At 63.2% G+C, this 25,903-nt stretch carries 27 protein-coding genes; 18 read left to right on the plus strand and 9 right to left on the minus strand.

Annotation, left to right across the window (positions count from 1 at the left end; all coding sequences use genetic code 11):
- Window positions 1–166: 166 nt before the first annotated feature.
- The 8 genes from fabD to gmk all read left to right on the plus strand — a co-directional run bounded on the left by fabD (window position 167) and on the right by gmk (window position 7,081).
- Window positions 167–1,108: an ACP S-malonyltransferase gene (fabD, locus tag MESS4_RS13680; protein ID WP_006331522.1), complete on the plus strand. Its 942-nt coding sequence runs from the start codon at window positions 167–169 to the stop codon at window positions 1,106–1,108.
- Window positions 1,109–1,172: 64 nt separating this feature from the next.
- Window positions 1,173–1,391 (plus strand): ribbon-helix-helix protein, CopG family, encoded by a 219-nt coding sequence (locus tag MESS4_RS13685; RefSeq protein ID WP_006331524.1) that lies wholly within the window; start codon window positions 1,173–1,175, stop codon window positions 1,389–1,391.
- Window positions 1,392–1,435: 44 nt separating this feature from the next.
- Window positions 1,436–2,173, plus strand: a complete 738-nt coding sequence (gene fabG, locus MESS4_RS13690; RefSeq protein WP_006331526.1) for a 3-oxoacyl-[acyl-carrier-protein] reductase — start codon at window positions 1,436–1,438, stop codon at window positions 2,171–2,173.
- Between the two features lie 189 nt (window positions 2,174–2,362).
- The gene (locus tag MESS4_RS13695; RefSeq protein ID WP_006203723.1) at window positions 2,363–2,599 is read left to right on the plus strand and encodes an acyl carrier protein; all 237 of its coding nucleotides are present in this window, start codon (window positions 2,363–2,365) and stop codon (window positions 2,597–2,599) included.
- Between the two features lie 34 nt (window positions 2,600–2,633).
- Window positions 2,634–3,896, plus strand: a complete 1,263-nt coding sequence (gene fabF / locus MESS4_RS13700) for a beta-ketoacyl-ACP synthase II (protein ID WP_006331528.1) — start codon at window positions 2,634–2,636, stop codon at window positions 3,894–3,896.
- Window positions 3,897–3,998: 102 nt separating this feature from the next.
- Entirely contained in the window at window positions 3,999–5,219 is a 1,221-nt protein-coding gene (gene mltG, locus MESS4_RS13705) for an endolytic transglycosylase MltG (protein ID WP_006331530.1), read from the plus strand.
- Window positions 5,220–5,494: 275 nt separating this feature from the next.
- Complete coding sequence (locus MESS4_RS13710) at window positions 5,495–6,385, plus strand: YicC/YloC family endoribonuclease (RefSeq protein ID WP_006331537.1); 891 nt, start codon at window positions 5,495–5,497, stop codon at window positions 6,383–6,385.
- 39 nt (window positions 6,386–6,424) lie between these two features.
- Entirely contained in the window at window positions 6,425–7,081 is a 657-nt protein-coding gene (gmk, locus tag MESS4_RS13715) for a guanylate kinase (RefSeq protein ID WP_081609732.1), read from the plus strand.
- A 176-nt stretch (window positions 7,082–7,257) separates the two neighbouring features.
- On the opposite strand, the gene rsmA is transcribed toward gmk, so the two are convergent.
- The 6 genes from rsmA to lptF form a co-directional block, all read right to left on the minus strand.
- A complete protein-coding gene (rsmA, locus tag MESS4_RS13720) occupies window positions 7,258–8,091 on the minus strand; it encodes a 16S rRNA (adenine(1518)-N(6)/adenine(1519)-N(6))-dimethyltransferase RsmA (protein ID WP_006331543.1) in 834 nt (277 codons plus the stop codon).
- A 24-nt stretch (window positions 8,092–8,115) separates the two neighbouring features.
- Window positions 8,116–9,144: a 4-hydroxythreonine-4-phosphate dehydrogenase PdxA gene (pdxA, locus tag MESS4_RS13725; RefSeq protein ID WP_006331545.1), complete on the minus strand. Its 1,029-nt coding sequence runs from the start codon at window positions 9,142–9,144 to the stop codon at window positions 8,116–8,118.
- A 13-nt stretch (window positions 9,145–9,157) separates the two neighbouring features.
- Window positions 9,158–10,090 carry a peptidylprolyl isomerase gene (locus MESS4_RS13730; RefSeq protein ID WP_006331546.1) on the minus strand — a complete coding sequence of 311 codons (933 nt, stop codon included), beginning with the start codon at window positions 10,088–10,090 and terminating at the stop codon, window positions 9,158–9,160.
- A gap of 209 nt (window positions 10,091–10,299) precedes the next feature.
- Window positions 10,300–12,717: an LPS-assembly protein LptD gene (locus MESS4_RS13735; protein WP_036241244.1), complete on the minus strand. Its 2,418-nt coding sequence runs from the start codon at window positions 12,715–12,717 to the stop codon at window positions 10,300–10,302.
- Window positions 12,717–13,802: an LPS export ABC transporter permease LptG gene (gene lptG, locus MESS4_RS13740; protein ID WP_198292754.1), complete on the minus strand. Its 1,086-nt coding sequence runs from the start codon at window positions 13,800–13,802 to the stop codon at window positions 12,717–12,719. The genes MESS4_RS13735 and lptG overlap by 1 nt, the downstream gene beginning before the upstream one ends.
- A complete protein-coding gene (lptF, locus tag MESS4_RS13745; RefSeq protein ID WP_006331559.1) occupies window positions 13,799–15,001 on the minus strand; it encodes an LPS export ABC transporter permease LptF in 1,203 nt (400 codons plus the stop codon). Before lptF ends, lptG begins: the two co-directional genes overlap by 4 nt.
- Before the next feature lie 351 nt (window positions 15,002–15,352).
- On the opposite strand from lptF, the gene MESS4_RS13750 reads away from it, so the two are divergent.
- The 8 genes from MESS4_RS13750 (at window position 15,353) to MESS4_RS13785 (ending at window position 22,530) form a co-directional block, all read left to right on the plus strand.
- On the plus strand, window positions 15,353–16,522 hold the full coding sequence (locus MESS4_RS13750; RefSeq protein ID WP_006331560.1) for an NAD(P)/FAD-dependent oxidoreductase: 1,170 nt from the start codon (window positions 15,353–15,355) through the stop codon (window positions 16,520–16,522).
- Between the two features lie 196 nt (window positions 16,523–16,718).
- On the plus strand, window positions 16,719–18,242 hold the full coding sequence (locus MESS4_RS13755; protein ID WP_006331561.1) for a leucyl aminopeptidase: 1,524 nt from the start codon (window positions 16,719–16,721) through the stop codon (window positions 18,240–18,242).
- A gap of 166 nt (window positions 18,243–18,408) precedes the next feature.
- Entirely contained in the window at window positions 18,409–18,858 is a 450-nt protein-coding gene (locus MESS4_RS13760; protein ID WP_006331562.1) for a DNA polymerase III subunit chi, read from the plus strand.
- 40 nt (window positions 18,859–18,898) lie between these two features.
- Entirely contained in the window at window positions 18,899–19,519 is a 621-nt protein-coding gene (locus tag MESS4_RS13765) for a hypothetical protein (RefSeq protein WP_006331563.1), read from the plus strand.
- Between the two features lie 8 nt (window positions 19,520–19,527).
- The gene (locus MESS4_RS13770; protein WP_006331566.1) at window positions 19,528–20,394 is read left to right on the plus strand and encodes a 23S rRNA (adenine(2030)-N(6))-methyltransferase RlmJ; all 867 of its coding nucleotides are present in this window, start codon (window positions 19,528–19,530) and stop codon (window positions 20,392–20,394) included.
- A gap of 132 nt (window positions 20,395–20,526) precedes the next feature.
- Window positions 20,527–20,979 (plus strand): hypothetical protein, encoded by a 453-nt coding sequence (locus MESS4_RS13775; RefSeq protein WP_006331567.1) that lies wholly within the window; start codon window positions 20,527–20,529, stop codon window positions 20,977–20,979.
- 142 nt (window positions 20,980–21,121) lie between these two features.
- Complete coding sequence (locus tag MESS4_RS13780; protein WP_036241246.1) at window positions 21,122–21,697, plus strand: TetR/AcrR family transcriptional regulator; 576 nt, start codon at window positions 21,122–21,124, stop codon at window positions 21,695–21,697.
- Entirely contained in the window at window positions 21,694–22,530 is an 837-nt protein-coding gene (locus tag MESS4_RS13785) for a DMT family transporter (protein ID WP_006331572.1), read from the plus strand. Before MESS4_RS13780 ends, MESS4_RS13785 begins: the two co-directional genes overlap by 4 nt.
- A gap of 7 nt (window positions 22,531–22,537) precedes the next feature.
- Here MESS4_RS13785 and MESS4_RS13790 read toward each other — a convergent pair whose 3' ends face one another.
- Window positions 22,538–23,137 carry a TetR/AcrR family transcriptional regulator gene (locus MESS4_RS13790; protein ID WP_006331574.1) on the minus strand — a complete coding sequence of 200 codons (600 nt, stop codon included), beginning with the start codon at window positions 23,135–23,137 and terminating at the stop codon, window positions 22,538–22,540.
- Between the two features lie 115 nt (window positions 23,138–23,252).
- Here MESS4_RS13790 and MESS4_RS13795 point away from each other — a divergent pair, with 115 nt between their 5' ends.
- Window positions 23,253–23,786, plus strand: coding sequence for a DinB family protein (locus MESS4_RS13795; RefSeq protein ID WP_006331576.1), 534 nt, complete (start codon window positions 23,253–23,255; stop codon window positions 23,784–23,786).
- Here MESS4_RS13795 and MESS4_RS13800 read toward each other — a convergent pair.
- Complete coding sequence (locus MESS4_RS13800) at window positions 23,781–24,068, minus strand: hypothetical protein (RefSeq protein ID WP_157385571.1); 288 nt, start codon at window positions 24,066–24,068, stop codon at window positions 23,781–23,783. The genes MESS4_RS13795 and MESS4_RS13800 overlap by 6 nt on opposite strands.
- 261 nt (window positions 24,069–24,329) lie before the next feature.
- Window positions 24,330–24,749: a hypothetical protein gene (locus MESS4_RS33945; RefSeq protein WP_198292753.1), complete on the minus strand. Its 420-nt coding sequence runs from the start codon at window positions 24,747–24,749 to the stop codon at window positions 24,330–24,332.
- Window positions 24,750–25,082: 333 nt separating this feature from the next.
- Here MESS4_RS33945 and MESS4_RS13810 point away from each other — a divergent pair, with 333 nt between their 5' ends.
- Window positions 25,083–25,679 (plus strand): glutathione S-transferase, encoded by a 597-nt coding sequence (locus tag MESS4_RS13810; protein WP_006331582.1) that lies wholly within the window; start codon window positions 25,083–25,085, stop codon window positions 25,677–25,679.
- Window positions 25,680–25,903 lie beyond the last annotated feature (224 nt).

The following is a 25,903-nucleotide window of genomic DNA, read 5'->3' on the forward strand; positions in this document are numbered from 1 at the left end:
CGAATCGTGAGCGATTTTCATCATGAGTGATCGCCAAAAAGCCTTTTGGAACAGGCGCTCGGCCGCCGCCACTGTGCCGAAACCGTCGCGGATCGGCCTATCGCGGACTTGACTTGGCCGGCCGCCTTGGTCACAGGCAGGGAAAACCAGCCTCTGGGGAGCAGCTATGGCCGTCGCATTCACCTTTCCGGGACAAGGCAGCCAGGCTGTCGGCATGGGCAAGGATCTCGCCGAAGCTTTTGTCGAATCGCGAAAAATCTTCGAAGAGGTCGACGACGCGCTTGGTGAAAACCTGTCGAAGCTGATCTGGGAGGGGCCGGAAGAGACGCTGACGCTGACCGCCAATGCCCAGCCGGCGCTGATGGCGGTCTCGCTTGCCGCGATCCGGGCGCTGGAATCGCGCGCCTTCTCGCTGAAGGACAAGGTCGCCTATGTCGCCGGACATTCGCTCGGCGAATATTCGGCACTTGCCGCCGCCGGTTTCGTTTCGGTCGCGGACGCTGCCCGGCTGCTGCGCATCCGCGGCAACGCCATGCAGGCGGCGGTGCCGGCCGGCGAGGGCGCCATGGCGGCGATCATCGGGCTGGAACAGGCCGACGTCGAAGCCGCCTGCGCAGAGGCGTCCAAGGGTTCCATCTGCCAGATCGCCAACGACAATGGCGGTGGCCAGTTGGTGATTTCCGGCGCCAGGGCCGCGGTCGAGCTGGCGGCGAAACTGTGCACGGAAAAGGGCGCCAAGCGGGCATTGATGCTGCAGGTCTCGGCGCCTTTCCATTCGGCGCTGATGAAGCCGGCCGCCGAGATCATGCGCGAGGCGCTTGCCGGGGTCACCAAGAACGCGCCGGTCGTGCCCGTGGTCTCGAACGTTACGGTCGCCCCGACCAGCGATCCGGACGAGATCGCGCGGCGCCTGGTCGAGCAGGTAACGGGACGCGTGCGCTGGCGCGAAACGGTGGAATGGTTCGGCGCCAACGGCGTTTTGACGCTCTATGAAATCGGCGCCGGCAAGGTGCTGTCGGGACTAGCGCGGCGCATCAACCGCGACATCGCCACCGGCGCCGTCGGCACGGCGGCCGATGTCGAGGCGGCACTGGCGGCGCTTGGTTGAGCCACTTCACTTGAATTGACCGACGCTCGGCCACGTGAATACATGCATCGCAACAAGGTGCGACATGCCCACATCGATCCGTCTTTCTCCTAAAGTCGAGCAGCGCCTGGATTTTCTCGTGGCCAAGACCGGCCGCAGCGAGGCTGATCATGTGCGTGAGTTTGTCGAGCGCGGGCTGGAGGACATTGAGGACTATTATCTTGCCGCGGAGATGCTGGAGCGGATAAGGCGCGGCGAGGACGAAATCGTGAAAGCCGAGGAATTCTGGCGCGGCGACACCTAAAGTCGAATCAGCCGGCCTGCCTGATTTTGAGAAGAGGATAGGATATGTTCGAACTGACCGGCCGCAAGGCGCTCGTCACCGGCGCATCTGGAGGCATCGGCGAGGCGATCGCCAGGGTGCTGCATGCGCAAGGCGCCATCGTCGGCCTGCATGGCACCCGTGTCGAGAAACTCGAGGCGCTGGCCGCTGAACTCGGCGATCGGGTCAAGCTGTTTCCCGCCAATCTTGCCGATCGCGACGAGGTCAAGGTGCTCGGCCAGAAGGCGGAGGCCGATCTCGAAGGTGTCGACATCCTGGTCAACAATGCCGGCATCACCAAGGACGGACTGTTCGTGCGCATGGCGGACGCCGATTGGGATAGCGTGCTCGAGGTCAATCTGACCGCAATGTTCCGGCTGACCCGCGAGCTCACCCATCCGATGATGCGGCGCCGGCACGGCCGCATCATCAACATCACCTCGGTCGTCGGCGTCACCGGCAATCCCGGCCAAACCAATTACTGCGCCTCCAAGGCCGGCATGATCGGTTTTTCCAAGTCGCTGGCGCAGGAGATCGCGACCCGCAACATAACCGTCAATTGCGTCGCCCCGGGCTTTATCGAATCGGCGATGACCGACAAGCTCAACGACAAGCAGAAGGAGGCGATCATGGCGGCGATCCCGAGCCGGCGCATGGGCACCAGTGCCGAAGTGGCCTCCGCCGTCGCCTACCTCGCCTCCAACGAGGCTGCCTATGTCACCGGCCAGACCATTCACGTGAATGGCGGCATGGCGATGATTTGACAGTTGCGGGAAAACACCCCATTTCGCCTTGGACCCAGACCGATTTTCGTGTAATGCGGCCCGCAACCCGGCGGTTCGGGCAAAACCGGTCTGGTGCCGTTGCGTTTCTGGCAGGACCATCTTTCAGCTTGATTAGCGGCATTCTGCCCGCTAACGAAGACAGACAAACAAAAGACGAGGATGCCCCAAATGAGTGACACCGCAGAGCGCGTCAAGAAGATCGTCATCGAGCACCTTGGCGTCGATGCCGACAAGGTGACGGAGCAGGCGAGCTTCATCGATGATCTGGGCGCGGACAGCCTCGACACGGTCGAACTCGTCATGGCGTTCGAAGAAGAGTTCGGCGTCGAGATTCCCGACGATGCGGCCGAGACCATCCTGACAGTCGGCGACGCCGTCAAGTACATCGACAAGGCCTCGGCCTGAGGCTTTCCGCAGGCATCACCGGGGAGGACCTGCGATGAGGCGTGTCGTCGTCACGGGCCTTGGGCTGCTTTCGCCGTTCGGCATGGGCTTCGAGCATAGCTGGAAGGAACTCCTGACCGGCCGCAGCGCCGCCAAGCGCATCACCGAGTTCGAAGTGGAGGATCTTGCCTGCAAGATCGCCCATGTCATTCCACGCGGCAACGGCGAGAACGCTACCTTCAATCCCGAGGCCGTTCTCGAGCCGAAGGAACTGCGCAAGATCGGCGACTTCATCCTTTACGGGATCGCGGCCGCCGACGAGGCGCTTAAGGACTCTGGCTGGGCGCCGAAGACGCATGAGGAGCAGTGCGCCACCGGCGTGCTGATCGGGTCCGGCATCGGCGGCATCGAAGGCATCGCCGAGAACGCGATGATCCTGAAGGAGCGTGGTCCGCGCCGCATCAGCCCGTTCTTCATCCCCGGCCAAATCATCAATCTCGTCTCCGGCCAGGTTTCGATCCGGCACGGGTTGAAAGGCCCCAACCACGCCGTCGTCACCGCTTGCTCCACTGGCGCCCACGCCATCGGCGATGCCGCCCGGCTGATCATGTGGGGCGATGCCGACGTCATGGTCGCGGGCGGCGCCGAAGCGCCGGTGACGCGGCTGTCGATCGCCGGCTTCGCCGCTTGCCGGGCGCTGTCCACCGACCGCAACGACGCTCCGCAAACGGCATCGCGTCCCTATGACCGCGACCGCGACGGCTTCGTCATGGGCGAGGGCGCCGGCGTCGTCGTGCTGGAGGCCCTCGAACATGCCATGGCGCGTGGCGCCAGGATCTATGCCGAGGTCACCGGTTACGGCCTGACCGGCGATGCCTATCACATCACAGCACCCGCCGAAGACGGTGACGGCGCCTTCCGCTGCATGACGGCGGCACTGAACCGCGCCAAGCTGACGCCCGCCGATGTCGATTACATCAACGCGCACGGCACTTCGACCATGGCCGATACGATCGAGCTCGGCGCCGTCGAGCGCCTGGTCGGCAACGCCGCGTCGAAAATATCGATGTCGTCGACCAAGTCGTCGATCGGCCATCTTCTGGGAGCGGCGGGCGCCGCCGAGGCGATCTTTTCGATCCTCGCCATCCGCGACAACATCGCGCCGGCCACCATCAACCTCGACAACCCCGAGCGCGAAACGGCGATCGACCTGGTGCCACACAAGCCACGGGCGCGCCAGATCGACGTGGCACTGTCCAATTCCTTCGGCTTCGGCGGCACCAACGCCTCGCTCGTCTTCCAGCGTTACAATGGCTGACCGGTCCGCCGACCGGCATGGCCCATGCGTGTCGTCAATTTTGCCATATTCGCCCCTACTCTGCCGCGGGGGATTCGTTGCAAGATCAAACGGTAGGGCGCTATGAACACAAATCCGGCGGACAACGGAGAATTCGGGCAACGGCAGGCGGCGCCCGGCCCGATCGTGCCGAAGACGGCCAGCGAGGCATTGCGGCCTGAAGCCGGCACGCCGCCGCCCAAGCGCTCGCGCGCCTCGCGCGGCCAGTTCGTCGTATTCATGAACTTCGTCATCTCCTCGATAATGCTGGTGGTTCTGGCGGCTGGTGTTGCCCTGTATTTCGGCAAGCAGGAATTCAACGAGCCCGGCCCGTCGGCCAATGCCGACACATTCCCGGTCAAGCCGAATTCCGGCGTCCAGGATATCGCCGACCAGCTCGAGCGGCGCGGATTGATCAGCGATGCCCGCATCTTCCGCCTTGGCGTGCGCGCTTACGGCAATGATTCGGCGCTCAAGGCCGGTGAATACGAGATCAAGCCGCGCGCTTCCATGCACGACATCATGGAGTTGCTGAAGAGCGGCAAGTCGGTGATGTATTCGCTGACCATCCCGGAGGGACTGACGGTCGAGCAGGCGCTGCAGCGCATAGCCGACCAAAGCGGGCTTGCCGGCGATATGCCGGCAACCGTTCCGCCCGAGGGCAGCCTCGCCACCGACACGCTGCGCTTCACCCGCGGCGCAACACGCCAGCAAATGGTCGACAAATTGCTGGCTGACCAGGAGAAGCTGGTCGACGATGTCTGGCAGCGGCGTGCCCCCGACCTGCCTCTGGCCAATGTCGAAGACTTCGTCATCCTGGCCTCGATCGTCGAGAAGGAGACGGGCAAGGGCGATGAACGCTCGCGGGTCGCCGCCGTTTTCCTCAACCGGCTGGCCAAAGGCATGCGGCTGCAATCGGATCCGACCATCATCTATGGTCTGTTTGGCGGCAAGGGCAAACCCGCCGATCGCCCGATCTACCAGTCGGACATCAAGAAGCCGACGCCCTACAATACCTATCTGATCAATGGCCTGCCGCCGACACCGATCGCCAATCCCGGCCGCGCCTCACTGGAGGCCGTGGCCAATCCGTCGAAGACCGACGACCTTTATTTCGTTGCCGACGGTACCGGCGGCCACGTTTTTGCCGCAACGCTTGCCGAGCACAATGAAAACGTCGCTCGGTACCGGGCACTGCAGAAGAAGCAGGCTGAGGACGCCGCCAAGGCCGATGACGCCAAGGTGGACGGTCAAACCGATGCTCCGGTGGAAGGCGGCGATGGCGATGCGGGCGCCGCTCAGTAGCGCCAGCTATTTGAAATCGTCCCTTGCGGATGCCGCGAGGGACGCACTGATATTTTGACAGGAGCGTCCTCAAGTCGGATTGGACGTGCGGGAAACGCTTTGGCTAATGCATGTCGCGCAAAAGTGCGCAGCGGTTTTGCGATAAAGACATGCATAAAAACAGGAACTTAAAGCGCGTCGCATGAATCCGTTCAAACGTGACGCGCTTTAAAGCCGCGTATGGTCCGGTCCGAAGACCGCGTCCGGGATCATGCGCCAGGGGGAAACGCGGCATCATGAATTTGCAAAGCATGACCGGTTTTGCGCGTGCTGTCGCCGAGCACGACGGCACATCGATCGCCTGGGAGGTCAAATCCGTCAACGGCAAGAGCGTCGAGGTCAGGCTGCGGCTGCCGCAGGGCTTCGAGCGGCTGGAGCCGGCCGTCAGGCAGACGGTACAGAAGCGCTTTGCGCGCGGCAATTTCCAGGCGACGCTGACCATCGGCCGCGCCGCCGGCCAGCAGGTGCAGCCGATTGTTAACGAAGCCTTCCTGAAAGACCTGGCGGGGCTGGCCAAGCGGCTGCAAGAGCAGTTCGGCGTGGCGCCCGCGACAGCCGACGGGCTGCTTTCGCTACGCGGCGTGCTCGACATCCCGGAAACCACCGAGACCGAAGAGGCGCGAGCCGCGCTCGACGCCGCGATAGTGTCGGCGCTGGAGATTGCGCTGAGCGGGCTGGAGCAGGCGCGCCAGGGTGAGGGCACAGCGCTTCGTTCGTTGCTGTCCGGCCATATCGACGCGATCGAGGCGCTGACGCTCAGAGCCGAGGCCGATCCCTCGCGCGAGCCGGCGGCGATCCGCGAAAGGATTGCCGAGCAGGTGCGATTGCTGCTGGACGCTTCCGCCAATCTCGACGCCAGCCGCTTGCACATGGAAGCGGCGTTCCTGGCCACCAAGGCCGACATCCGTGAGGAGATTGACCGGTTGAAGACGCATGTGGCGTCGGGCCGGGTGCTTCTGGCCGGCGGCGGCGCCATCGGCCGCAAGCTCGATTTTCTGGCGCAGGAATTCAATCGCGAATCGAATACGCTGTGTTCGAAGTCGAATGCCGCCGCGGTGACCGCCATCGGGCTGGAACTGAAGGCGGTCGTCGACCAGTTTCGCGAACAGGTTCAGAATCTGGAGTAACCCATGGTTGCCAAGGAGCCCTTGATTGCCAAGGACCCCATGACTGCAAAGGATTTGGGTTCGCGCATCCGCCGCCGTGGGCTGATGCTGGTGCTGTCGTCGCCATCCGGCGCCGGCAAGTCGACGATCGCGCGCAATCTGCTGGAAAGCGATGGCAGCCTCGAACTGTCGGTCTCCGTCACCACGCGGCCGCGCCGCGGCAGCGAGATCGAGGGCGTCCACTATCACTTCCGCAGCATGCGCGAGTTCGAGCGGCTGCGCGATTCCGACGCGCTGCTCGAATGGGCCGAAGTGCATGGCAATTGCTACGCGACGCCGCGCGAGCCGGCGGAACTGGCGCTGGCGCAGGGGCGCGACATGCTGTTCGACATCGACTGGCAGGGCGCCCAGCAGCTCAAGGAGAAGATGCGCGCCGACATCGTCTCGATCTTCATCCTGCCGCCGTCGATGAAGGAGTTGAAGGCGCGGCTGAAGCGCCGCGCCGAGGACCAGGAAACAGTGATCGAGACGCGGCTGAAGAACGCCCGCAACGAGATCGAGCACTGGAAGGAATATGATTTCGTCATCATCAACGACGATCTCGACCGTGCCTTCGCCGAGGTGCGCGGCATCGTCACCGCCGAGCGGCTCAGGCGCGACCGCCGGCCCGGTCTGTTCGATTTCGTCTCGGGGCTGTTGGACGAGAAGACGGATTGAGGCGGTGGCGCCTCTCCTTTTCCCCTTTTGGGAGAAGGTGGATCGGCGCGCAGCGCCGAGACGGTTGAGGGGTGCTGGACGGATCACTGTCATTGCCAAGCTGGAACGCCCCTCATCCGACCGAGCTTCGCTCGGCCACCTTCTCCCACAAGAAGGGGAGAAGGGAAGATCGGCGCTCACACCGCGTTGGTCAGCCGCACGAATTCCTCGACGCTCAAGGTTTCGGCGCGGCGGGTCGGATCGATGCCAGCGCGGGTGAGCAGGGCTTCGCCGCCGAGGCTTTTCACGCTCTGCCGCAGCATCTTTCTGCGCTGGCCGAAGGCCGCTTCGGTGACGCGGCCGAGTTTTTTCACTTCAGCGGGAAGGGGGCTGGCGCGCGGCACCAGATGCACCACCGAGGACATTACCTTGGGCGGTGGCGTAAACGCTTGTGGCGGCACGTCGAAGGCGATTTTTGCCTCCGTCCGCCAGCCGGCCAGCACGCCGAGCCGGCCATAGGCATCGCTGCCGGGGCGGGCGACGATGCGCTCGGCCACCTCACGCTGGAACATCAGCGTCATCGAGGTATAGAAGGGCGGCCACTCAGTGACCGTCAGCCAGCGGATCAGGAGCTCGGTGCCGATATTGTAGGGCAGATTGGCGACGATCTTCATGGGACCGCCGCTTGCCGCGCCGGCAAGCGCGGCGAAATCCGTCTTCAGCGCATCGCCGGCAATGACCTCGAGCCGACCGGGATAATGGTTTGAGACTTCGGCCAGCGCTTCCAGGCACCGGTCGTCGCGCTCGATGGCGATCACCCGTCGCGCGCCGCTGAAGAGCAGCGCCCTGGTCAGCCCGCCGGGGCCAGGACCGACCTCGATCACCGTTGCCTCGGTCAGGTCGCCGGCGGCGCGCGCGATCTTGCCGGTCAGGTTGAGGTCGAGCAGGAAATTCTGGCCGAGCGCCTTCTTCGCTTGTAGCCCATGGCTCTCGATCACAGCGCGCAGCGGCGGCAGCCCATCCATGCTCATGCGGCCACTTTCATGCTAACGCGCTCATGCGGCTGCGGCCTTCGTTCCGCTATCGGCCAGCCGGCGGGCGAGTCTCAGCGCTGCAATCAGGCTGTCGGCCCGGGCGATGCCCTTGCCGGCAATGTCGAAAGCAGTGCCGTGGTCTGGCGAAGTGCGGATGAAGGGCAGGCCGAGCGTCACGTTGACCGCTTCGTCGAAAGCCAGCGCCTTGGCGGGGATCAGCGCCTGGTCGTGATACATGCAGATTGCCACGTCGTAGCCGGCCCGTGCACGGGCATGGAACATTGTATCGGCCGGCAGCGGCCCGAAAGCGTCGATGCCCTCCGCCCTCAGCCTCTCGATTGCCGGGCGGATGATATGCTCGTCCTCCGCACCCATCGTGCCGCCTTCGCCGGCATGCGGATTGAGGCCGGCAATGGCAAGCCGCGGCCTGGCGATGCCGAAGCGATGTTCGAGATCGGTGGCGGTGATGCGGGCGGTCGCCACGATCAGGTCGCTCGTCAGCGCCTTCGGCACCTCGGATAACGCGATGTGGATGGTGACCGGGACCGTGCGCAACTCTGGGCCGGCAAGCAGCATCACCGGCATCGCGTCCGCGCCGGTATGGAGCGATGCCAGATGCGCCAGATATTCGGTATGGCCGGGAAAACGGAAGCCGGCATCGTAGAGCGGCTTCTTGGCAATCGGGCACGTCACCACCGCGGCGGCGCGGCCGCCAAGGCAGTCGGCAACGGCGCGGTCGATGGCCTCGATGGTGCCGGCGGCGTTAGCTGGATCCGGCCGGCCGGGACTGTCGATCGAGCGGGCAGTAAGTGGCACGATCGGCAGGGCCTGCGAAAAGATCCGCTGCGCTTGCTCCGGCGTGGTTTCCGCAATCGCCACGCTGGCGCCGAGCCGGCGCCCCCGTGCTTCAATCAGTGCCGGATCGGCGAGGAGATAAAAGGGCGCCACGCCGGCGCTGTCACGCGCCTGCCAGGCGGCGATGGCGATTTCCGGCCCCACACCGGACGGATCGCCGACGCTCAACGCTAGCGGAAGCTTTGCGTCCGCCACGGCTATGCCGACTTCAGCGCTCGACGATGCGGGCTTTCTTCCGCAACTCCTCGACATATTTCTTGGAGAGTTCGTCGGCGTCCTTGTCGTTGGAGCCTTCGCTCTGGAACACCATTTGGGCGGCCTTGTCGTCCGACACTTCGCGCGACGAGCAGATGCCGATGAACTCGACGCCGCGATCCGTCTCGCGCGTTGCGGTAGCGCCGCCAACCTTGGTGGCCTTGATCTGGTCGGCCCAATCCGGCGGCAATTGCGGCGCCAGTATCCGGCCGAGATCGCGAACGGTGACGTCGATCAGGCCCTTGGCGAATTCGCGCGTGGTGTTGCAGCCATTGAATCGGGCGCGCATGGCGTCGGCCTCGCGCTTGCGTTTGGCCAGCGTCGCGCCGCGCTCGGCCGCCGGCACGACGAAGATGACCTGCTGCAGCATATATTCCATGGCGGAGGGCTTGGCCCCGCCTTTGTCGAGCATGCGCCTGACCGCGTCCTGCTCGCTCACGGAGTCGCCTTCGCCGGAACGGTAGCGCGCGCTCAGCGCCTGATTCCAGGCCATCTGGGCGCGGATGAATTCCTTGAAATGCTCCTTGCTGACGCCGGACTGCGCCATGACGCCATCGAGCTGCTTGAGCTGCATCTTGTTGGTCGTGGCAAAGCGCTGGTAGGCGGCGTCGACCTGGGCGTCGCTGACGCGGATGCCGAGACGCTTGGCTTCGGCGACGCGCAGCGTCTGGTCGATCATTTCGTCGGCGGCGCTGCCCTTCTTGCGCTGCAGTTTCAGGAACGCGGCCCGGTGCGCGATGTCGCCGGTGGTGATCGGTACATTGTTGATGACATATTTGATCTCGCTGGCGAAAGCCGGCGACGCCGTTGCGGTGATCGATACAGAGGCCGCCGCCACCAGCAGCGCCAACCCTGCCGAAAAGAGGTAATTCCTCATCGAAAGCATCCCAATTCTATCCCGGTTTGGCTCATTCTATTTTAATCAAGGGAGCCGAAACCCGTGCCTACTTTATGCGGCGAAACGATGTCGTCGGCGCATGACCCCGAAATCGGAATCGATTTTCGCTGGGGATCATGCGCCAAATCAAAGTTCTACGGCGTCCCTTGCGCGTCCGAAAGGACGCGCGGCGCCGTAGCTGCTCGTCCAGTCGCCTGCTACTGGATGGTGTCGATGGAGCTTTGCGACGAGCCGAAATCACCGAGCGTGCGGAACGACAGGTTGAAGCCGATGTTCTGCGACACCTCCTTGGTGTCCAGGTCCCGGGTTTCCGAGAACGTCATCAAATAGGTGAAGCACGAGTCACTATAGGCAAAGCCGATCCCGTCCTTGACCAGGACACTTTGCTGCAGATCGTAGGTGCCGGTGCCGAAGACGCGCCAGTTCTCGGCAAGACGCGTCGACGCGCCGAGCGTGACTTCGTGGCGATCGGTGTCGAAGCCGTAGAGCGGCTGCGCCTGGATGAAGGCGTATTTGGCGCTCAGCGAAACCGGCAGGCCGGAATAGGCGGCCTTCACCTCGGCGCGGCGGACCTCCAGGCTCTGCTCGTCGAAACGGCCACTGAGCGAGCCGGAAAACCCGCTGGGGCTGTTGAAACCGACGAGGCCGACATAGTCGGAGGTAGCGGTCTCAAGGCCGGAATAGGCGCCGACGTTGACCAGATCCGGCGCGGCGAAGGAATTCTGGCCGCCTAGCTGATAAGATTGGCCGAACAGCGCGTTGGTGCTCCAGCCATTGTCGTAGGCGCCGGAATAGCGCAGGCCGACATTGGCGCGTGTACCGCCTTCCATGCGGTCGTAACCGGAGAACTTGTCGCGTTCGAACAATGTCGTGGCATCGAAGACGAAACTCTGGGCGTCTTCGTTGGGCACCGCGAGGCCACCGACATATTGCTCGTTCGGACGCACGAAGACCTGGGCCATTGGTTCGAGGATGTGGCTCGAACTTGGCATCGAGAACAGCACCGGCCAGCGCATTTCAAGTCCGGCGGTCGCCATGTAGCGGGCGAGCGAGGTACCCAGATCGTCACTGACGCCGAGATTCGTCGCCATCTGGTTGACCGCGGCGAGCGAGCCAGAGGAGGCGTTGAGATAGCTGGCATCGCCGCGCAGCGCCAGGAGCGGCGTCAGGAGCAGTCCGCCATCGGTGGTGAAGGTGCGCTTCCATTCGGCCTCGGCGGTGATGCGGCCGGATTGGCCCTCGATACCGCGGACGTTGTTGATTGAGCTGGAGTCCGCCGAGTCAGCCAGAGCCGTATCCAGCCTGTCGCGGCTGATGGCCCGTGCATTGACATTGAACGACAATTGTCCCCCGGCCACCGCCATGTCGGGAATGTAGGCGTAGTCGAGCGAGGGCAGCACCCAGGGCTGCTTGGCGGCGCGTGCGGTTGGATCGCTGGCGAGCGTGTTTTCCTGGACCTCGAAGCGCATGGCGCGCACGTCGAAATAGTTGCGGCCGTTGAGGCCGGTCAGGTAGATCGAGGACTGGTGGACGCTCTCGTTGAAGTCCTGGATGGCATAAGTGCGCGAGAAGTTCTTGTCGGTCTGCAGCAGGACGTCCCAGCCGAAATCCCAGCGCGGATTGATGGCGAACTGGCCCTTGGTGCCCATCATGCCGCGGAACTTGTTGGGATCGCCGGCAGCGCCCGAATCGACATTGTTCCCGTGGCTGTCGATGAATTCGTCGGGGTCCTCCTGTCGGATACCGGCGATCTTCAGGCTGTACTGGCCGTTGTTGAAGCGCTGGCGCCACTCGGCCTCGCCAAGGAAGCCCTGCTTGGTATAGCCGCTGCCGGTGACGGTGAGGTCATAGGTCGGCGAGAGCGCGAAATAATAGGGGACCTTGATACCGATGCCGAGGTCGCTGCTGTAGGCAATGCCGGGGATCAGGAAGCCGCTCTTGCGCTTGACGGTCGGGTCGGCGATCTCGAAGGCCGGCAGATAGGCCAGCGGAAAGCCGAAGAACTCGAAATTCGAATTCTCGAAGCGAACCGTCTTCTTCTCGCCGTTCCAGATGATCTTCCTGGCCTTGATGCGCCAGGTCGGCGCCTTGTCGGGCTTGTCCTCGCACGGTTCGCAGGCCGTGTAGACGCCATTGTGGAACGTCGTCAGCACGCCGCCCATGCGTTCGGCGCTTTCGGCGGCGAAATACGCCTTGTCGATGGTTTCGACACGCAGCGCATTGACGAAACCATCGGCGAAATCGTCGGTGATGTCGACATGCTGCGAATAGATCTTGGTGCCGTCGCTGTTGACGACCGCGACATTACCGCTGGCGACGAGGCGCTTGGTGTTGCGATCGTATTCGACCCGCTGGGCGACGAGGCGGTTGCCGCCATAATCGATCTGGACGCCGCCGACGGCCGTTACCGTGTTGTTATCGTTGTCGTAGACCAGCGTATCCGCAGCCAGCAGCATTTGCGAGCCGGCGGGAACATTCGCTGCCATGTCGCCGATTTCCTGGGCGGAAACCGGGACATTGAGGGCGACGCAAGCAAACAGGCACGCCAAGGCGCTCGCCCCATAGAGGCGTGCCAAACGGGCTTGCCTATGGCTGCGCAAAACCGCCTCCCTCACTAGCCGTCTTCCTTGTACAGCAGGAACGTCACCCCGAAGAACATAGCCACGACAACCGGAACCCATGCAGCCACGGCTGTGGGTACGAATCCCGCCACGCCGAATGCCTTGACCAGCACCGATACGACATAAAGCAGAAACCCGGCCATGACGCCACCCAGAATCATCGTCGCCGATTGCCCCATCCTCGCAAATCGCATTGAAACTGTTGCCGCAATCAGCGTCATGGCGACAAGCAGGAACGGCAGCGCCACCAGCGAATCGAACTGCATGGCAAAGGCATTTGCCTTGAGGCCGAAGGAGCGGGCAACTTCGATCTTGCCGGGCAGATCGTAGAAAGGGATGGTTTCCGGGCGCGCCAGCCGCTCTTGCACGAATTCGGGCTTGAGATTGGTCGCAAGCCGGTCGCTCTCCAGCGATTCGATGTTGCCGTCGCGAAAGACCTTGACGTCCCGCAACTCCCAATAGCCATCCCGCAAAAAGGCGTGCGCGGCGTCCTTGCGTTCGACGATGTCGCCCTGCGGGCTGAGGACGAAGAAGACCGCGTCGGCCATCTCCAGGCCCTGGTTGAGGATCGAGCGCGCACCGATGATTGTGTCGCCCGAACTGGTTTTCTGCCGGATCCATGGCGCGGCGTCGGCCGACACGGCGTTCGACTTGCCGGAACGGAGCTGGGTCTCGATCTGCTCGGACCAGGAAAAGGCATGCGCGGCGATCGGGTTGATGACGCCGACCGACAACACGCCGAACAATAGCGCCCCGATGCAGCACGGCAGCAGGAACTGCCATGCTGAAACGCCGGCCGAACGCGCGATGACCAGTTCATATTTGCGATTGAGCGAGACCAGCGTCGCCATCGCCGAGAACAGGCCGACGAACGGCACCGTCTGCAGCATGATCATCGGCATTCTCAATCCCGAAATCGCGAGCGCCGTCCCGTAGGTGAACCCCGGCAGGCCGGTCGTGCGGCCGGAAAGCTCGGTGAAATCGATCAGGAACACCAGCGCCAGCAGGCCGATGAAGAACCAGACGGTAATCGTCACGTAACGGAAGAAGAAGTACCTGCCCAGAGTCCAGCCCATCAGCCAACCTCCTGGCCGGAAGTGCCGCGCCTGGCGAAGCGGAGCTTGAGAGCGTTCCAGCCGTCAGTGAAGCGGCTGGCGAAATTCGTCATCCAGTCGGCCCAGGCGACCGGCAGTTCCATGGTCCGGTTGGAGACGATGAACCATATTGAGACCGCCGACGCGACGATCGGAACGCCGTAGACCATATAGGCGTATTGCGGAACCTTGTCGGCCTTCCCCGCCGCAAAGAAACCAAGCCAGCGCACGAAAAGCGCAATCGCGATGGCCGTGATCAAGGGATGGACGCGCGCCTCGCGATGCGAGCGCGCGTCTCCCGCGACCGCCAGCGCGATCAGCGCGAAAACGAGCGAATAGGACCATTCGGAAAAGCGTTGATTGAGCTCGGCCAGATATCTGTTCGGCCTTTGCTGGTACATCTTGTCGTTCGGACTGGGATTGAGCAGGTACTGGGTGGTCCGGTCCTTCGGCAGAAGCAATATGTCCGAGGAAGCAGACATGAAGGCGGACAGATCGAAGGCATAGGAGGTGAAGCGGATGACCGACAGATCGCCGGCCAGCGTTTCGCGATGGATGACGCCGTCATTCATCATCAGCACCTTCTCGTCGCCGCGTTCGATGACGCTGCCGGTCTTGGCGTAGTAGATGAGGTTGACGCCTTCCTCGCGTGAATCCGCCACGAAGATGCCGCCGAGGCGGTTGTCCGGAAGCCTTTCGCCAATCTGCAGGAACAGGCCATCGTCGATCTTGCGGAAAGTGCCTTCCTGGATGATCAGCGACAACAGGTCGGCACGCGACGACGCCACCAGCTCGCGGTTTTTCTGGCGGGCATAGGGGTCGACGCCATTGTCGACGGCGAACGAAAAGACGCTGGCTGCCAGCGCCAGAAGCATGATCGGCCTGACGATGGTCCAGCGCGAGGCGCCGGCGGCGTTGATCACCGCCAGTTCCGAATCGGTGTTCATGACGCTGAGCGTCTGGGCGACCGCCACCACCAGGGCGAACGGCACGACGATCGGAACGATCGATGGAATGATCAGCGCCGCGACCTCGAAAAAGGTCAGTGCCGACTGGCCACTGTCGGTGACGAGGTCGATGCGGGCGAGCACTTGCGTCGTCCAAACGATCGCCAGCGTCCAGATGAGCGCTGCCAGGAAGACCGCCAGCGCGCGACGCATGATGTAGCGTTCAACGACCTTCATGCAGGCTTTTCTCGATTTTGCCGAACGGCATCATGCCTCCGGACAAGGTAGTCATCCGGCGACGCCTGTACAACTGGCTCCATTGGGCGGTTCCATCAGGCGCTTCGATCCGGCCACCGTCCCATGCCCGTCCCGCGGGCCGGAGTGTCGGCGGCAATGGATAAGAAAGGGCCAACATCGATGGTTAACAACAAGTTGCGGCAGGAAGCGGGGCCGTGCCGCGACGAATCGCCCGTCGATTCCATGTGCCATATGGGGTGTGATTCCGGCAAAGTCTTGCCAAATGAGGGAAAACGACCAAATGTCGCGCCGGCCACGGTTGCGGCCGCCGTGACTGCGACAGGTGCAAGTATGGACGTCAGAGAATTGCACGGTCAAACCGGACAGGTATCGATCTCGCACGGTGCGATCGTGATCGGCGCCGGCTCTGCCGGGCTGGCCGCCGCCCATGCGCTGATCGAGGCCGGCGTTCCGACGGTTGTCCTGGAAAAGGAAAGCCGGCTTGCCGAGCCCTGGCATCGGCGGCACGAAGGGTTGCACCTCAACACGCACCGCGACCTCTCTGCGCTGCCTGGCGCCGGCTACCCCGCGGGCACTCCCGCTTTTCCCCACAGGACCGCCGTCATCCGCCATCTGAATGATTTTAGCCAGGCGCACAATCTGCCGGTGGAGTTCGGCGTGATCGTCGAGGAGGTTGTGTTCAAAGGCGATCATTGGATTGTGCAGACCAATGCAGGACCCCGGCTGGCGCGCCACGTCGTCGTCGCCACGGGCCGTGACCGGCAGCCATTCATTCCCGAATGGAAAGGCATAAAGGATTTTACCGGCCGGATCGTCCATTCGGCGGATTTTGGCGGCGCCAGGAACTATGCCGGAAAAAAGGTGCTGGTCGTCGGCGCCGGCAATTCGGGCTTCGACGTGCTCAATCATCTGGCTGAAATAGAGACCAGGAATATCTGGCTGTCGGCCCGCAATGGTCCCTCGATCCTGCCCAAGCGCATCGGCAAGATCGCCGTCCACAGGCTTTCGCCGTTCATGGCGCGCCTGCCGCTGCGGGTCGCCGATGTGGCGATGGCCGCAACGCAGCGTATCGTTTTCGGCGACCTGACGAAATTCGGCCTGCCGAAAGCGCCTTCGGGAGGCGCGAGCCGCCTGACCGCGGACTACACGGCCATCGCAACCGACGATGGCGCGGTCAGCGCCATCAAGGCCGGCAAGATCGTCGTAGTGCCGGCAGTGCGGGAATTTACCCGTGACGGCGTGATCCTGGGCAACGGCAAGCTGATCGCCCCCGATATCGTCATCGCGGCGACCGGCTACCGCGCCGGGCTCGAACGCATGGTCGGCAAGCTCGGTGTGCTGGACGGCAAGGGCGTGCCGCTTTTCAACGGCGGCGAGACCGACCTGAAACTGCCCGGCCTGTGGTTTACCGGCATGCGGCCAAGCATTCGCGGCTGTTTCGCCAATGCCGGCATTCAGGCCAAGGCGATCGCCCGGCAGATCGTCAGGCGGGGGCGATGATTTGCGACGCGCCGTGATGCCAACGCGAGCGCCCGGAACTGTCATGAGGGATAGCAGGGCAAAAACCGGCAAAAAGGCGAACAAAATCAAGGCCCGAAAAAGAGGGTGGTTTTTTTGGTCGGAAAACGGGCAAATGTCGTGCATCTTCAACGCGCTCCCCTGAAAACCCAACGCACTTCCCCGAAAGCAGGACATGATGACTTCGAGACCTTCGATCGCTTTTGCCAAATTCGCGGCGCCCAAAAAGGGCAGCGTCTTCGTGCTGGCGGCCGACGATGGCGGCCTCAGCGAGGCGGCAAGGATCTGCGATCCGGCAAAAACCTTGGAGCGGGCGTTTCCGGTGGCCGACTTTTCCGGCAAATTCGCCAGCATGGTTGAAGTGCTGGCGCCGGAGGGGACGTCGCTCGATCGGCTGGTGGCGGTCGGCGCCGGCAAGCTCACGGGGCTCGACGACTATGCCTGGTTGAAGCTTGGCGGCACCATCGCCGCGTCCTTGCGCAAGGCGACCGAGGTGGCCGTCGTGCTCGACCTGCCGGGTGTAGCCACCGGCGGCAGACAAGCGGCGCAACTTGCCGCTGGTATTCTTCTGCGCAGCTATGTCTTCGACAAGTACAAGACGAAAAAGGACAATGGCGACGGCCAGAACGACGGCCAGCACGACGGCAAGAAGGCCGAGCCCAAAAAGTCGGTCAAGGTGACCATCCAAACCACCGATCCGGCGGCGGCGAAAAAGGCCTTTGCCGACGAGGTGGCGGTGATCGACGGCGTGCTCCTGGCACGCGATCTGGTCAATGAACCGGCCAACATGCTTGGCCCGGTGGAATTCGCCGCCCGCGTCAGCGAACTGGAAGCGCTTGGCGTCACCGTCGACATCCTGGCCGAAAAAGAGATGAAGAAGCTCGGCATGGGCTCGCTGCTTGGCGTTGCGCAAGGCTCGCCGCGCGGCGCCCGCATGGCCGTCATGCAGTGGAACGGCGGCAAGGCCAAGGACAGCCCGGTCGCTTTCGTCGGAAAGGGCGTCACTTTCGACACCGGCGGCAATTCGATGAAGCCGGCCTCCGGCATGGAGGACATGAAGGGCGACATGGGCGGTGCGGCCGCCGTGACCGGGCTGATGCATGCACTCGCCTCACGCAAGGCCAAGGCCAATGTGATCGGCGTCATCGGTCTGGTCGAAAATGCCGTCGACGGCCATGCCCAGCGTCCCGGCGACATCGTCACCTCGATGTCTGGCCAGACCATCGAGGTGCTGAACACCGATGCCGAAGGTCGCCTCGTTCTGGCCGATGCGCTTTGGTACTGCAACGATCGTTTCCAGCCGAAATTCATGGTCAATCTGGCGACGCTGACCGGCGCCATCATGGTTGCGCTCGGCCAGCACTATGCCGGCCTTTTCTCCAACAATGACGAACTGGCGGACAGGCTGACCAGCGCCGGGCAGGCGACGCAGGAACGGCTGTGGCGCATGCCGCTCGGCACCGAATACGACAAGCTGATCGATTCGAAAAATGCCGACATGAAGAACATCGGCGGCCGCTACGGCGGCGCCATCATCGCGGCGCAGTTCCTGCAGCGCTTCGTCAAGGACACGCCTTGGGCGCATCTCGACATCGCCGGCACCGCGATGGGCGCGCCATCCAGCGAGATCAACCAGTCGTGGGCCTCCGGCTTCGGCGTCAGGCTGCTCGACCGGCTGGTGCGCGACAATTACGAGGGGTAAGAGACTGTTTCGAGAGTCGCTCCGGCGAGTCATATGGTGGTGGTTTCGAGAATCGGAGCGCAGCGGACGTTTGGGTCCGTGTTGGGGTGGAAGCGCAGAAAACGCCATCAGATGGCCGCCGGAGTAGAGGTTCCAAACAGTCTCGAAGGTCTTTCAAGGCACGATCATGGCCGAAGTCCTGTTCTATCACCTGACCGAATCGACGCTGGAGGATGCGCTGCCCGGCCTGCTCGAGCGCAGCGTCGATCGCGGTTGGCGCGTGGTGGTGCAGACCGGCACCGAGGAGCGGCGCGATGCGCTGGACCAGCATCTGTGGACATTCCGGGACGATTCGTTCCTGGCGCATGCGACAGACCGCGAAGCCTATCCCGCCGAGCAGCCGATCCTTCTGACCACGGGCCAGGAAAATCCGAACGAGGCGCGGATACGCTTCCTTGTCGACGGCGCGCCGCCGCCCGAGCTTGCCGGTTATGAACGAGCTGTCTTCCTGTTCGACGGCCACGACGCGGCCCAGGTCGAGGCCGCGCGCACCCACTGGAAGATAATGAAGGACGCCGGCCATGCGGTCACCTACTGGCAGCAGACACCAGACCGGCGCTGGGAACGCAAGGCGTGAGGTGCGCTGCTGCTCACGCCCATATCTCATGGAATGAACGATGCGCTTTCTGTTTCTTCTGATCCTGCTCGCCGGCATTGGCATCGGCATCGCCTATCCCTGGGCGATGAGCAATTTCTCCGGCCATGAGATCGGCACCAGGCGGGTCTATGAGCAGGGCCGGTTCAAGCCGGTGACGGTGCCGCTTGCCGTGAGCGATGCACCGGTCAGGGTGCTGGTCGACCTCACCGCCAGGGCCGAGCGCATCGTCGTCTCGCAACAGCGCACCTTGCTGACATTGACCGCCGCCACCGGCGGCCGGACCATGCTTGCCTCGACGCTTGCGTTCAACCATTCCGAAAATCCGCGCCAGCCCAGTCCGCAATCGCCGGACAAGATCTTTCGCGATGAGGCTGGCGTGATCCAGACGGTCAGTCCCGGTCCTTACACCTTCACGGTCGGTCCCGGCGACGCCGAGGACATCCCCATGCGTGCCGTGGACCTCGTGCTGCGCGGCGGCGCCGGCGAGGCCGATCAACGGGCGCAGCCGGTCGGCTTCTCCTTGATGGCGGTCGGCCTGATCGGGATGGTGCTGGCGTTTCGCTTCGGCGGCGGCCGGCCGCAGAATCCGAACTCGCAGCCGCCACCGCCACGCTGGGGCCGCAACGGTTCTTCGAGCTAGTTGATGGCATGAATTACCGTCACGCCTATCACGCCGGAAACTTCGCCGATGTCGTCAAGCATGTCGTGCTGAGCCGGCTCGTCGAATATCTGAAGCAGAAGGACAAGGCGTTCCGCGTCATCGACACCCATGCCGGCATCGGCCGCTATGATCTGTCATCGACGGAAGCGCAGAAGACCGGCGAGTGGCAAGGCGGCATCGGCAGGCTGATCGATGCCCCGCTCGACGCGAAGGCGGCGGCACTGCTGGCCCCCTATCTCGATGTGGTCCGCTCGCTCAATCCGCAGGGCGGCCCGGAGGGCGGGGTGAAAAAATATCCGGGCTCGCCGCTGATCGCCAGGCAGCTCATGCGCAAGCAGGACCGGCTGTCGGCGGTCGAACTGCACCAGGACGATGCGGCGAAGCTGAAAACGCTGTTTGCCGGCGACTTCCAGACAAGGGTCATCGAACTCGACGGCTGGCTGGCGCTCGGCGCGCATCTGCCGCCCAAGGAAAAGCGCGGTCTCGTGCTCATCGATCCGCCCTTCGAGGAGGAGGGCGAGTTCGGCCGGCTCGTCGATGGGCTGCAAAGGGCGCACAAGCGCTGGCCGGGCGGCATCTATGCGCTGTGGTATCCGGTGAAGAACCGCAAGGCGGTGATCGCCTTCAGGAAGGCGCTCAAGCAATCGGGTATCCCGAAGCTGCTCGACATCGACTTCGAGATCAAACCCGCATCGGCCGAACCCGGCCTCGATGGCAGCGGCATGGTGGTGGTCAACCCGCCATTCACGCTGGAAGGTGAATTGCGCATTGTGCTGCCGGTTCTGCACCGGCTGCTGGTCGTCGAGAAGCCGGCGGACTGGAGGATGGAGTGGCTGTCGGGGGAGGCGGCGTAGAGCGACAGCAGGCGCGCGCGCCTGCCTTGGCTAAAAAGATAGTTTCAAACTGGGAAACCATCGTCTCCGCAACCGCTTGACCGCGCGCAAGCGAATCCGCACAGTGCACAGAGTCGACCATGAGAGGCTGCCATGACTCGCTTCGCCAGATCCGCCCTTGCCGCACTGATTGCCCTTTGCACACCGCTCGGCACGTCGCTTGGCGTTACACAGGCCGTGCACGCGGCCGACCTTGGCGTCTATTCCGACGACGACGGCAGCGTCTGCGGCGAGCCATGGGTGCTGAAAAAGATCAGCAGCCGCTTCAGCTATCAGGTGCATCACGTGCCGCATCTGCCCGATGTCGAGATCACCGATTTCCAGCGCATCCGCCAGCATCGCTATCTGCCGGCCGACGAAACCCGGCCGATCGGTCGTCGCTATTGCGGCGCCACCGTCAGCCTGTCAGACGGCCGCGCCCGCACCATCTGGTATCTGATCGAGGAAGGGCAGGGCTTTGCCTCGATCGGCGACAATGTCGAATTCTGCGTCTCGGGCTTCGACCGCTGGATGGTCTATAACGGCCGCTGCCGCGTCCTGCGCTGATCGCGGCTTTCCCCTCCTAATTTCTCTTTAGCCTGCTTAGCCTGCGGCGACATCGCCGCGGGCTTTCCTTCGGCGTGTTGACACCCGGCGCGATCCGTCGCATAGGTATGAGACAGACCTGTCTCATCACCGAATGAATGCCATGACGCCATCGCCCACGACCAACAAACGCCAGCATGTCGTCGACACCGCCTATGCGCTGTTCAAGCGCGACGGCTTCCACGCCACCGGCATCGACCGGATCATCGCCGAGGCCGACATCGCCAAGATGACGATGTACCGCCATTTCCCGAGCAAGGACGAGTTGATCGTCGAGGTGCTGGAGCATCGCGCCCGACGTTTCGAGCGTCAGCTCGACCGCCTCGCGCAAGAGGTCGCCACGCCCGAGCAGAAGATCGGAAAAATCTTCGACTGGCATGAGCGCTGGTTCCGCAGCGCCGATTTCCACGGCTGTCTGTTCGCGCATGCGCTGGCCGAATTCGGCGACCCCGGCCATCCGGTGTTCAAGGCTGTTGCCAGGCAGAAGAACGGCCTCAAGCGACGCATGCAGTCGATCCTCGAGGAGGTGATGCCGCCCGGGCAGGCCGAGAGCGCAGCAGCGGCGCTACTGATGCTGATCGAGGGCGCGACGCTGATGGCGCAGATGGGGCAGCCCGCCATCGACGGTGCCCGCAAGGCGGCCGCCGCCATCATCGCCAGCGCGCGCACACCGCAATGAGCACGACAGTCATTGCGCTTGCGCTGTTCGCGGCCGTCCTCCATGCGAGCTGGAACGCCTTCCTGCGGACCCGGGCCGACAGGCTGTGGACGGTCACCGTCATGAGTTTTTCCAGCACGCTGGTTTCCATCCCCTTTGCACTTTTCCACGCGCTTCCGGCGGCAGCGGCCTGGCCCTATGTCGTGCTTTCGGCCGGCTTGCAGGTCGGCTACAGCGTCTTCCTGGTGGCCGCTTACAGATATGGCGAGCTGGGGCAGGTCTATCCGATCGTTCGCGGCAGCGTGCCGCTGCTGGTCACGCTCGGTGGCTATTTTCTGGCTGGCCAGCAACTCACCGGGCCAGAGATCCTCGGCGTTGCGCTCGTTGCGGGCGGCATCATGGGCCTTTCGCTGGGCAGGGGGAGGGCGTCGACGACATCGATCCTCTACGCGCTGGCGACGGGCGCGATCATTGCCGCCTACGCGACGGTTGACGCGATCGGCGTTCGCACGGCGCAAGACAGCGGCGCCTATACGGCCTGGGTGCTGGTGCTCTACGGCGCCTTGCTGCCGGCGACCTTCGTCGCCTTGCGCGGCAGGCTCGCCGTTGATCTTAGAGCGCCGGAAACCTGGAAGGCACTGGGCGGCGGCCTGTTCGCGCTGCTCGCCTATGGCGTCGTCGTTGCCGCCTTCGCGCTCGGACCGGCCGGCCCGATCACCGCGATCCGCGAAACCAGCGTCTTCTTCGCCGCTTTCATCGGCAGGCTGTTCCTTGGCGAGGCGCTGACGCCAAGACGCCTCAGCGCCTGCGCTGTCGTCGCGCTCGGCGCCATCTGCCTCGGCTACCAGGCGTGATTGCGTTTCACTGCTGCGCGGTTCTGGGGCGTCCAGACAGGTAAGCGCAGATCAGCTCGACGAGCTGCTTCTGCAGGTCGGCGGCATCCAGCATGTCCCGGCGCGCCGCATTGTGGATCACGCCCTCGACCGCGGAGGAAAGCACGCGTGCGACCGTCTCGGTGTCTTTCCTGCGCCTGCGATACTGCGCCACGGCGGCAGCGTAGTGTTCGAGATACCGCGACTGGAACGCGGCATGGGCGGCCCGCGAGCCGCGATCGCCCGGCGCCTCGTCGAGCAGCACCTGGTGCAGCGTCGGGTGGACGCTGTGCGCCGCGATCATGCCGCGCACCAGCTCGCGCGCGAATTGCCTGAGCGGCTTTTCGTCCGCCGCCGCTTCGCAGATGACCGACAGCACGTGATCGAAGTGACGGCGCCGGATCGCCTCGACCAGAGCGAGCTTGTCGGGGAAATATTGATAGAGCGAGCCGATGCTGACGCCGGCTGCCTCGGCCACCTTGTTGGTGGTGAAGCCGGCCCACCCAAGCTCGCTTAGAATATGAGCACCGGCTTCGATGATTGCTTCGACGGTCGCGATCGAGCGCGCCTGACGCGGCTGCTTGCGCATGCGCGGGCGCGATTTAGCAATGCGAGTAGACACGTTTGCTCGTCCCCACGAAAATCTAAACAACGAAAATATAAACAACATACTCACATTTTTCCGGACCGGAAGGAAACAGATCATGAGCGCCTTGACTTTGCTTCGCAGCCTCTTTGCCTATCAGGCCTGGGCCAATGACGAGCTGCTGGAGAAACTCGAGAGCCTGGATCAGCATGTGCACAATGAGGAACGGCACGCCGCGATACGGCTGATCCATCATAACCATGTGGTGGCGCGGATATTTTCGGCGCATCTCGGCGGCGCAAGCCATGGTTACTCCGCTGACAACACGGCGGACACGCCGGCGCTCGCCGAATTGCGCGCGGCTGTCGCGACGAGCGATCGCTGGTACCTGGACTATCTCGAAATCCTTTCGCCGCCGCATCTTTCGGAACCCGTCGCCTTCACCTTCACCGACGGCGACAAGGGCTGCATGACACGACAGGAAATGCTGACGCACGTCGTCCTTCACGGCGGCTACCATCGTGGCGAGATCGGCCGCATTCTGGCGCAGCTTTCCATCACGCCGCAATGGGACACCTTCGCCGTCCACCTCCATCAGGCCGAGCCGACTAGAGCGACGTTCATCCATATGGATGCACAACGAACGCTATAACACTTTGAATCTGCTGCATGATTTCTGAACTGAAAGATCAGCAAAGCAAAAATAAATTCCGATTTCCGGGCCGATGCGTCGGTGCTCGACTGACTGAGGGTCGCCAATGTTTGCAACGTCAACTTCACTGTCGAAAGCAAAACCCCGATCTTGCAAAATGTGAGTTTTAAGCTCGCTTTCATCGCGCAAGGTGATGCGGCGGTGCTCGTCTTGTTGCTTCTGTCCACGCCTGTAGTTCACCGCGTTTGACAAGACCAAGCGGGCGGCGTTGCAGCTCTTCATGGTCGTCGCGACCAGCAGCCGATGTCTGCGGAGGAGGCCATTCAAAAAAGAGTCTGCGCTTATCGAGAAGACCGACCAAGATAGAGCGCGCAGAATTTCCGTCGCAGAATTTCACCGCGCAGGTCGAAGATCCCAGGTGGATTTTTGCGACAATCTGCATGATCGTGCGCATGACGTAACCAAAATTTAAGCTGCGAAAATCATTGTAATGCTTCGCTGGCTAGACACGCGCGAGTCAGATATGCATTACAAGCCGGGTCACTAATGGCCATCGGCACAACGCAAGGGGCATCGCATGGCTAAGACGTCATCCAAAGCGCCGGCATCCAAGGCACCGGCAAAGAAAGCACCAGTAAAGGCAGCGGCGGCGAAAGCCGCGACTGCGGTTAAGAAAGCAGCACCTGCTGCCAAGCCTAAGGCAAAAGCGGCACCTGCCAAGAAGCCGGCCGCAAAGGCCGCGGCAAAACCGGCAGTGAAGAAAGCGGCACCGGCCAAGGCCAAGGCTGCACCGGCGAAGAAGGCCGCACCGGCTAAGAAGCCGGCACCGGCTAAGAAGCCGGCTGCAAAGGCAGCGGCGAAGCCCGCCGCCAAGAAGGCAGCGCCGGCAAAGGCCAAGGCTCCGGTAAAGGCAGCCGCGGCGAAGTCTTCGGCGGCGGTGAAGAAAGCAGCACCTGCCGCCAAGAAGGCAGCGCCTGCCAAGGCGAAGGCCGCGAAGAAGTAGTCGCGTTTCCTAGCGCGCCGGGGACAGTGCCGGAACATATGAGGGCGGATGCCGTCAAGGCGCCGCGCTCTTTGCTTCGGTATTGAGGCGCCTGAAAAGAGGGGCGGAGGTATCTTTCGCAGCTCCCAGGACTTCGCCGCGCGGCGAAGTCCGGTGGGGCTTTTTTGTTGCGCCTCAACAGCGCATCGCGTCACGATCGATGTCGCCTCTGGCGGCCGATTTTTCCGTTGCTGGCCTTTGCCTCGTCAAAGGCGATCGGTAAAACCGCATTGTCCGCAAACAGGAAACCGATCATGCCAAAGCTGCTCTATGCGTCCACTTCCCCCTATAGCTCCAAGGTGCGCATGGCGGCACTTTATGCCGGCATCGCCGTCGATCTCGTGCCTGTCAAGACCGAGGACAAGCCAGCCGAGCTGATCGGCGCCAATCCGCTCGGCAAGATCCCGGTGCTGGTGCTCGACGATGGCCGCTCGATCCACGACAGCCGCGCCATTACCCAGCATCTCAACCGGGTGTCGAAGAACGCGCTGTTTCCGCGCAATCCCGACAAGCGCCTCGAGGCTGAAGTGCTGGAGGCGCTGGCCGACGGCATCTGCGACTGCGCGCTCTCGATGGTCTATGAGCGGCGCACCCGTCCGGAGGAGATGGTCTACCAGCCCTGGCTCGACCGCCAGTGGGCAAAGATCGCCGCGGCACTCGATCTGCTCAACGCCAATCCGCCGAAGCTGAAGAAGAAGATCACCGCCGGCCAGATAGCGCTGCGCGCCTGCCTCGGTTATCTCTCACTGCGCTTTGCCGGAAAATGGGAGAAAGGCCGCAGCCGGCTGATCCGCTGGGCGGCACGTTTTGATGAGAAATTTCCCGAGCTGAAGCCGGCGATTCCGGGCTGAGGATGGCGCAAGGCGCCGACCGGCGCTAATTGCTCTTCGACATTGGCGATTGGCGAAAGGCGAAGTGACGGCCAATCTCTCCCCTTGCGGGGGAGATGCCCGGCAGGGCAGAGGGGGGTGCTGTCCCGCCAACCTGTCCGTTGGGTAGCATCTCCGCGCATAGCTCAAACGAGAGTGCTGGGGACGGAGGCCGAGTTCCTTCGCACCCCCCTCTGGCCTGCCGG

The organism is Mesorhizobium sp. STM 4661, from assembly GCF_000359125.1.
In the GTDB taxonomy this organism is placed as follows: Bacteria; Pseudomonadota; Alphaproteobacteria; order Rhizobiales; family Rhizobiaceae; genus Mesorhizobium.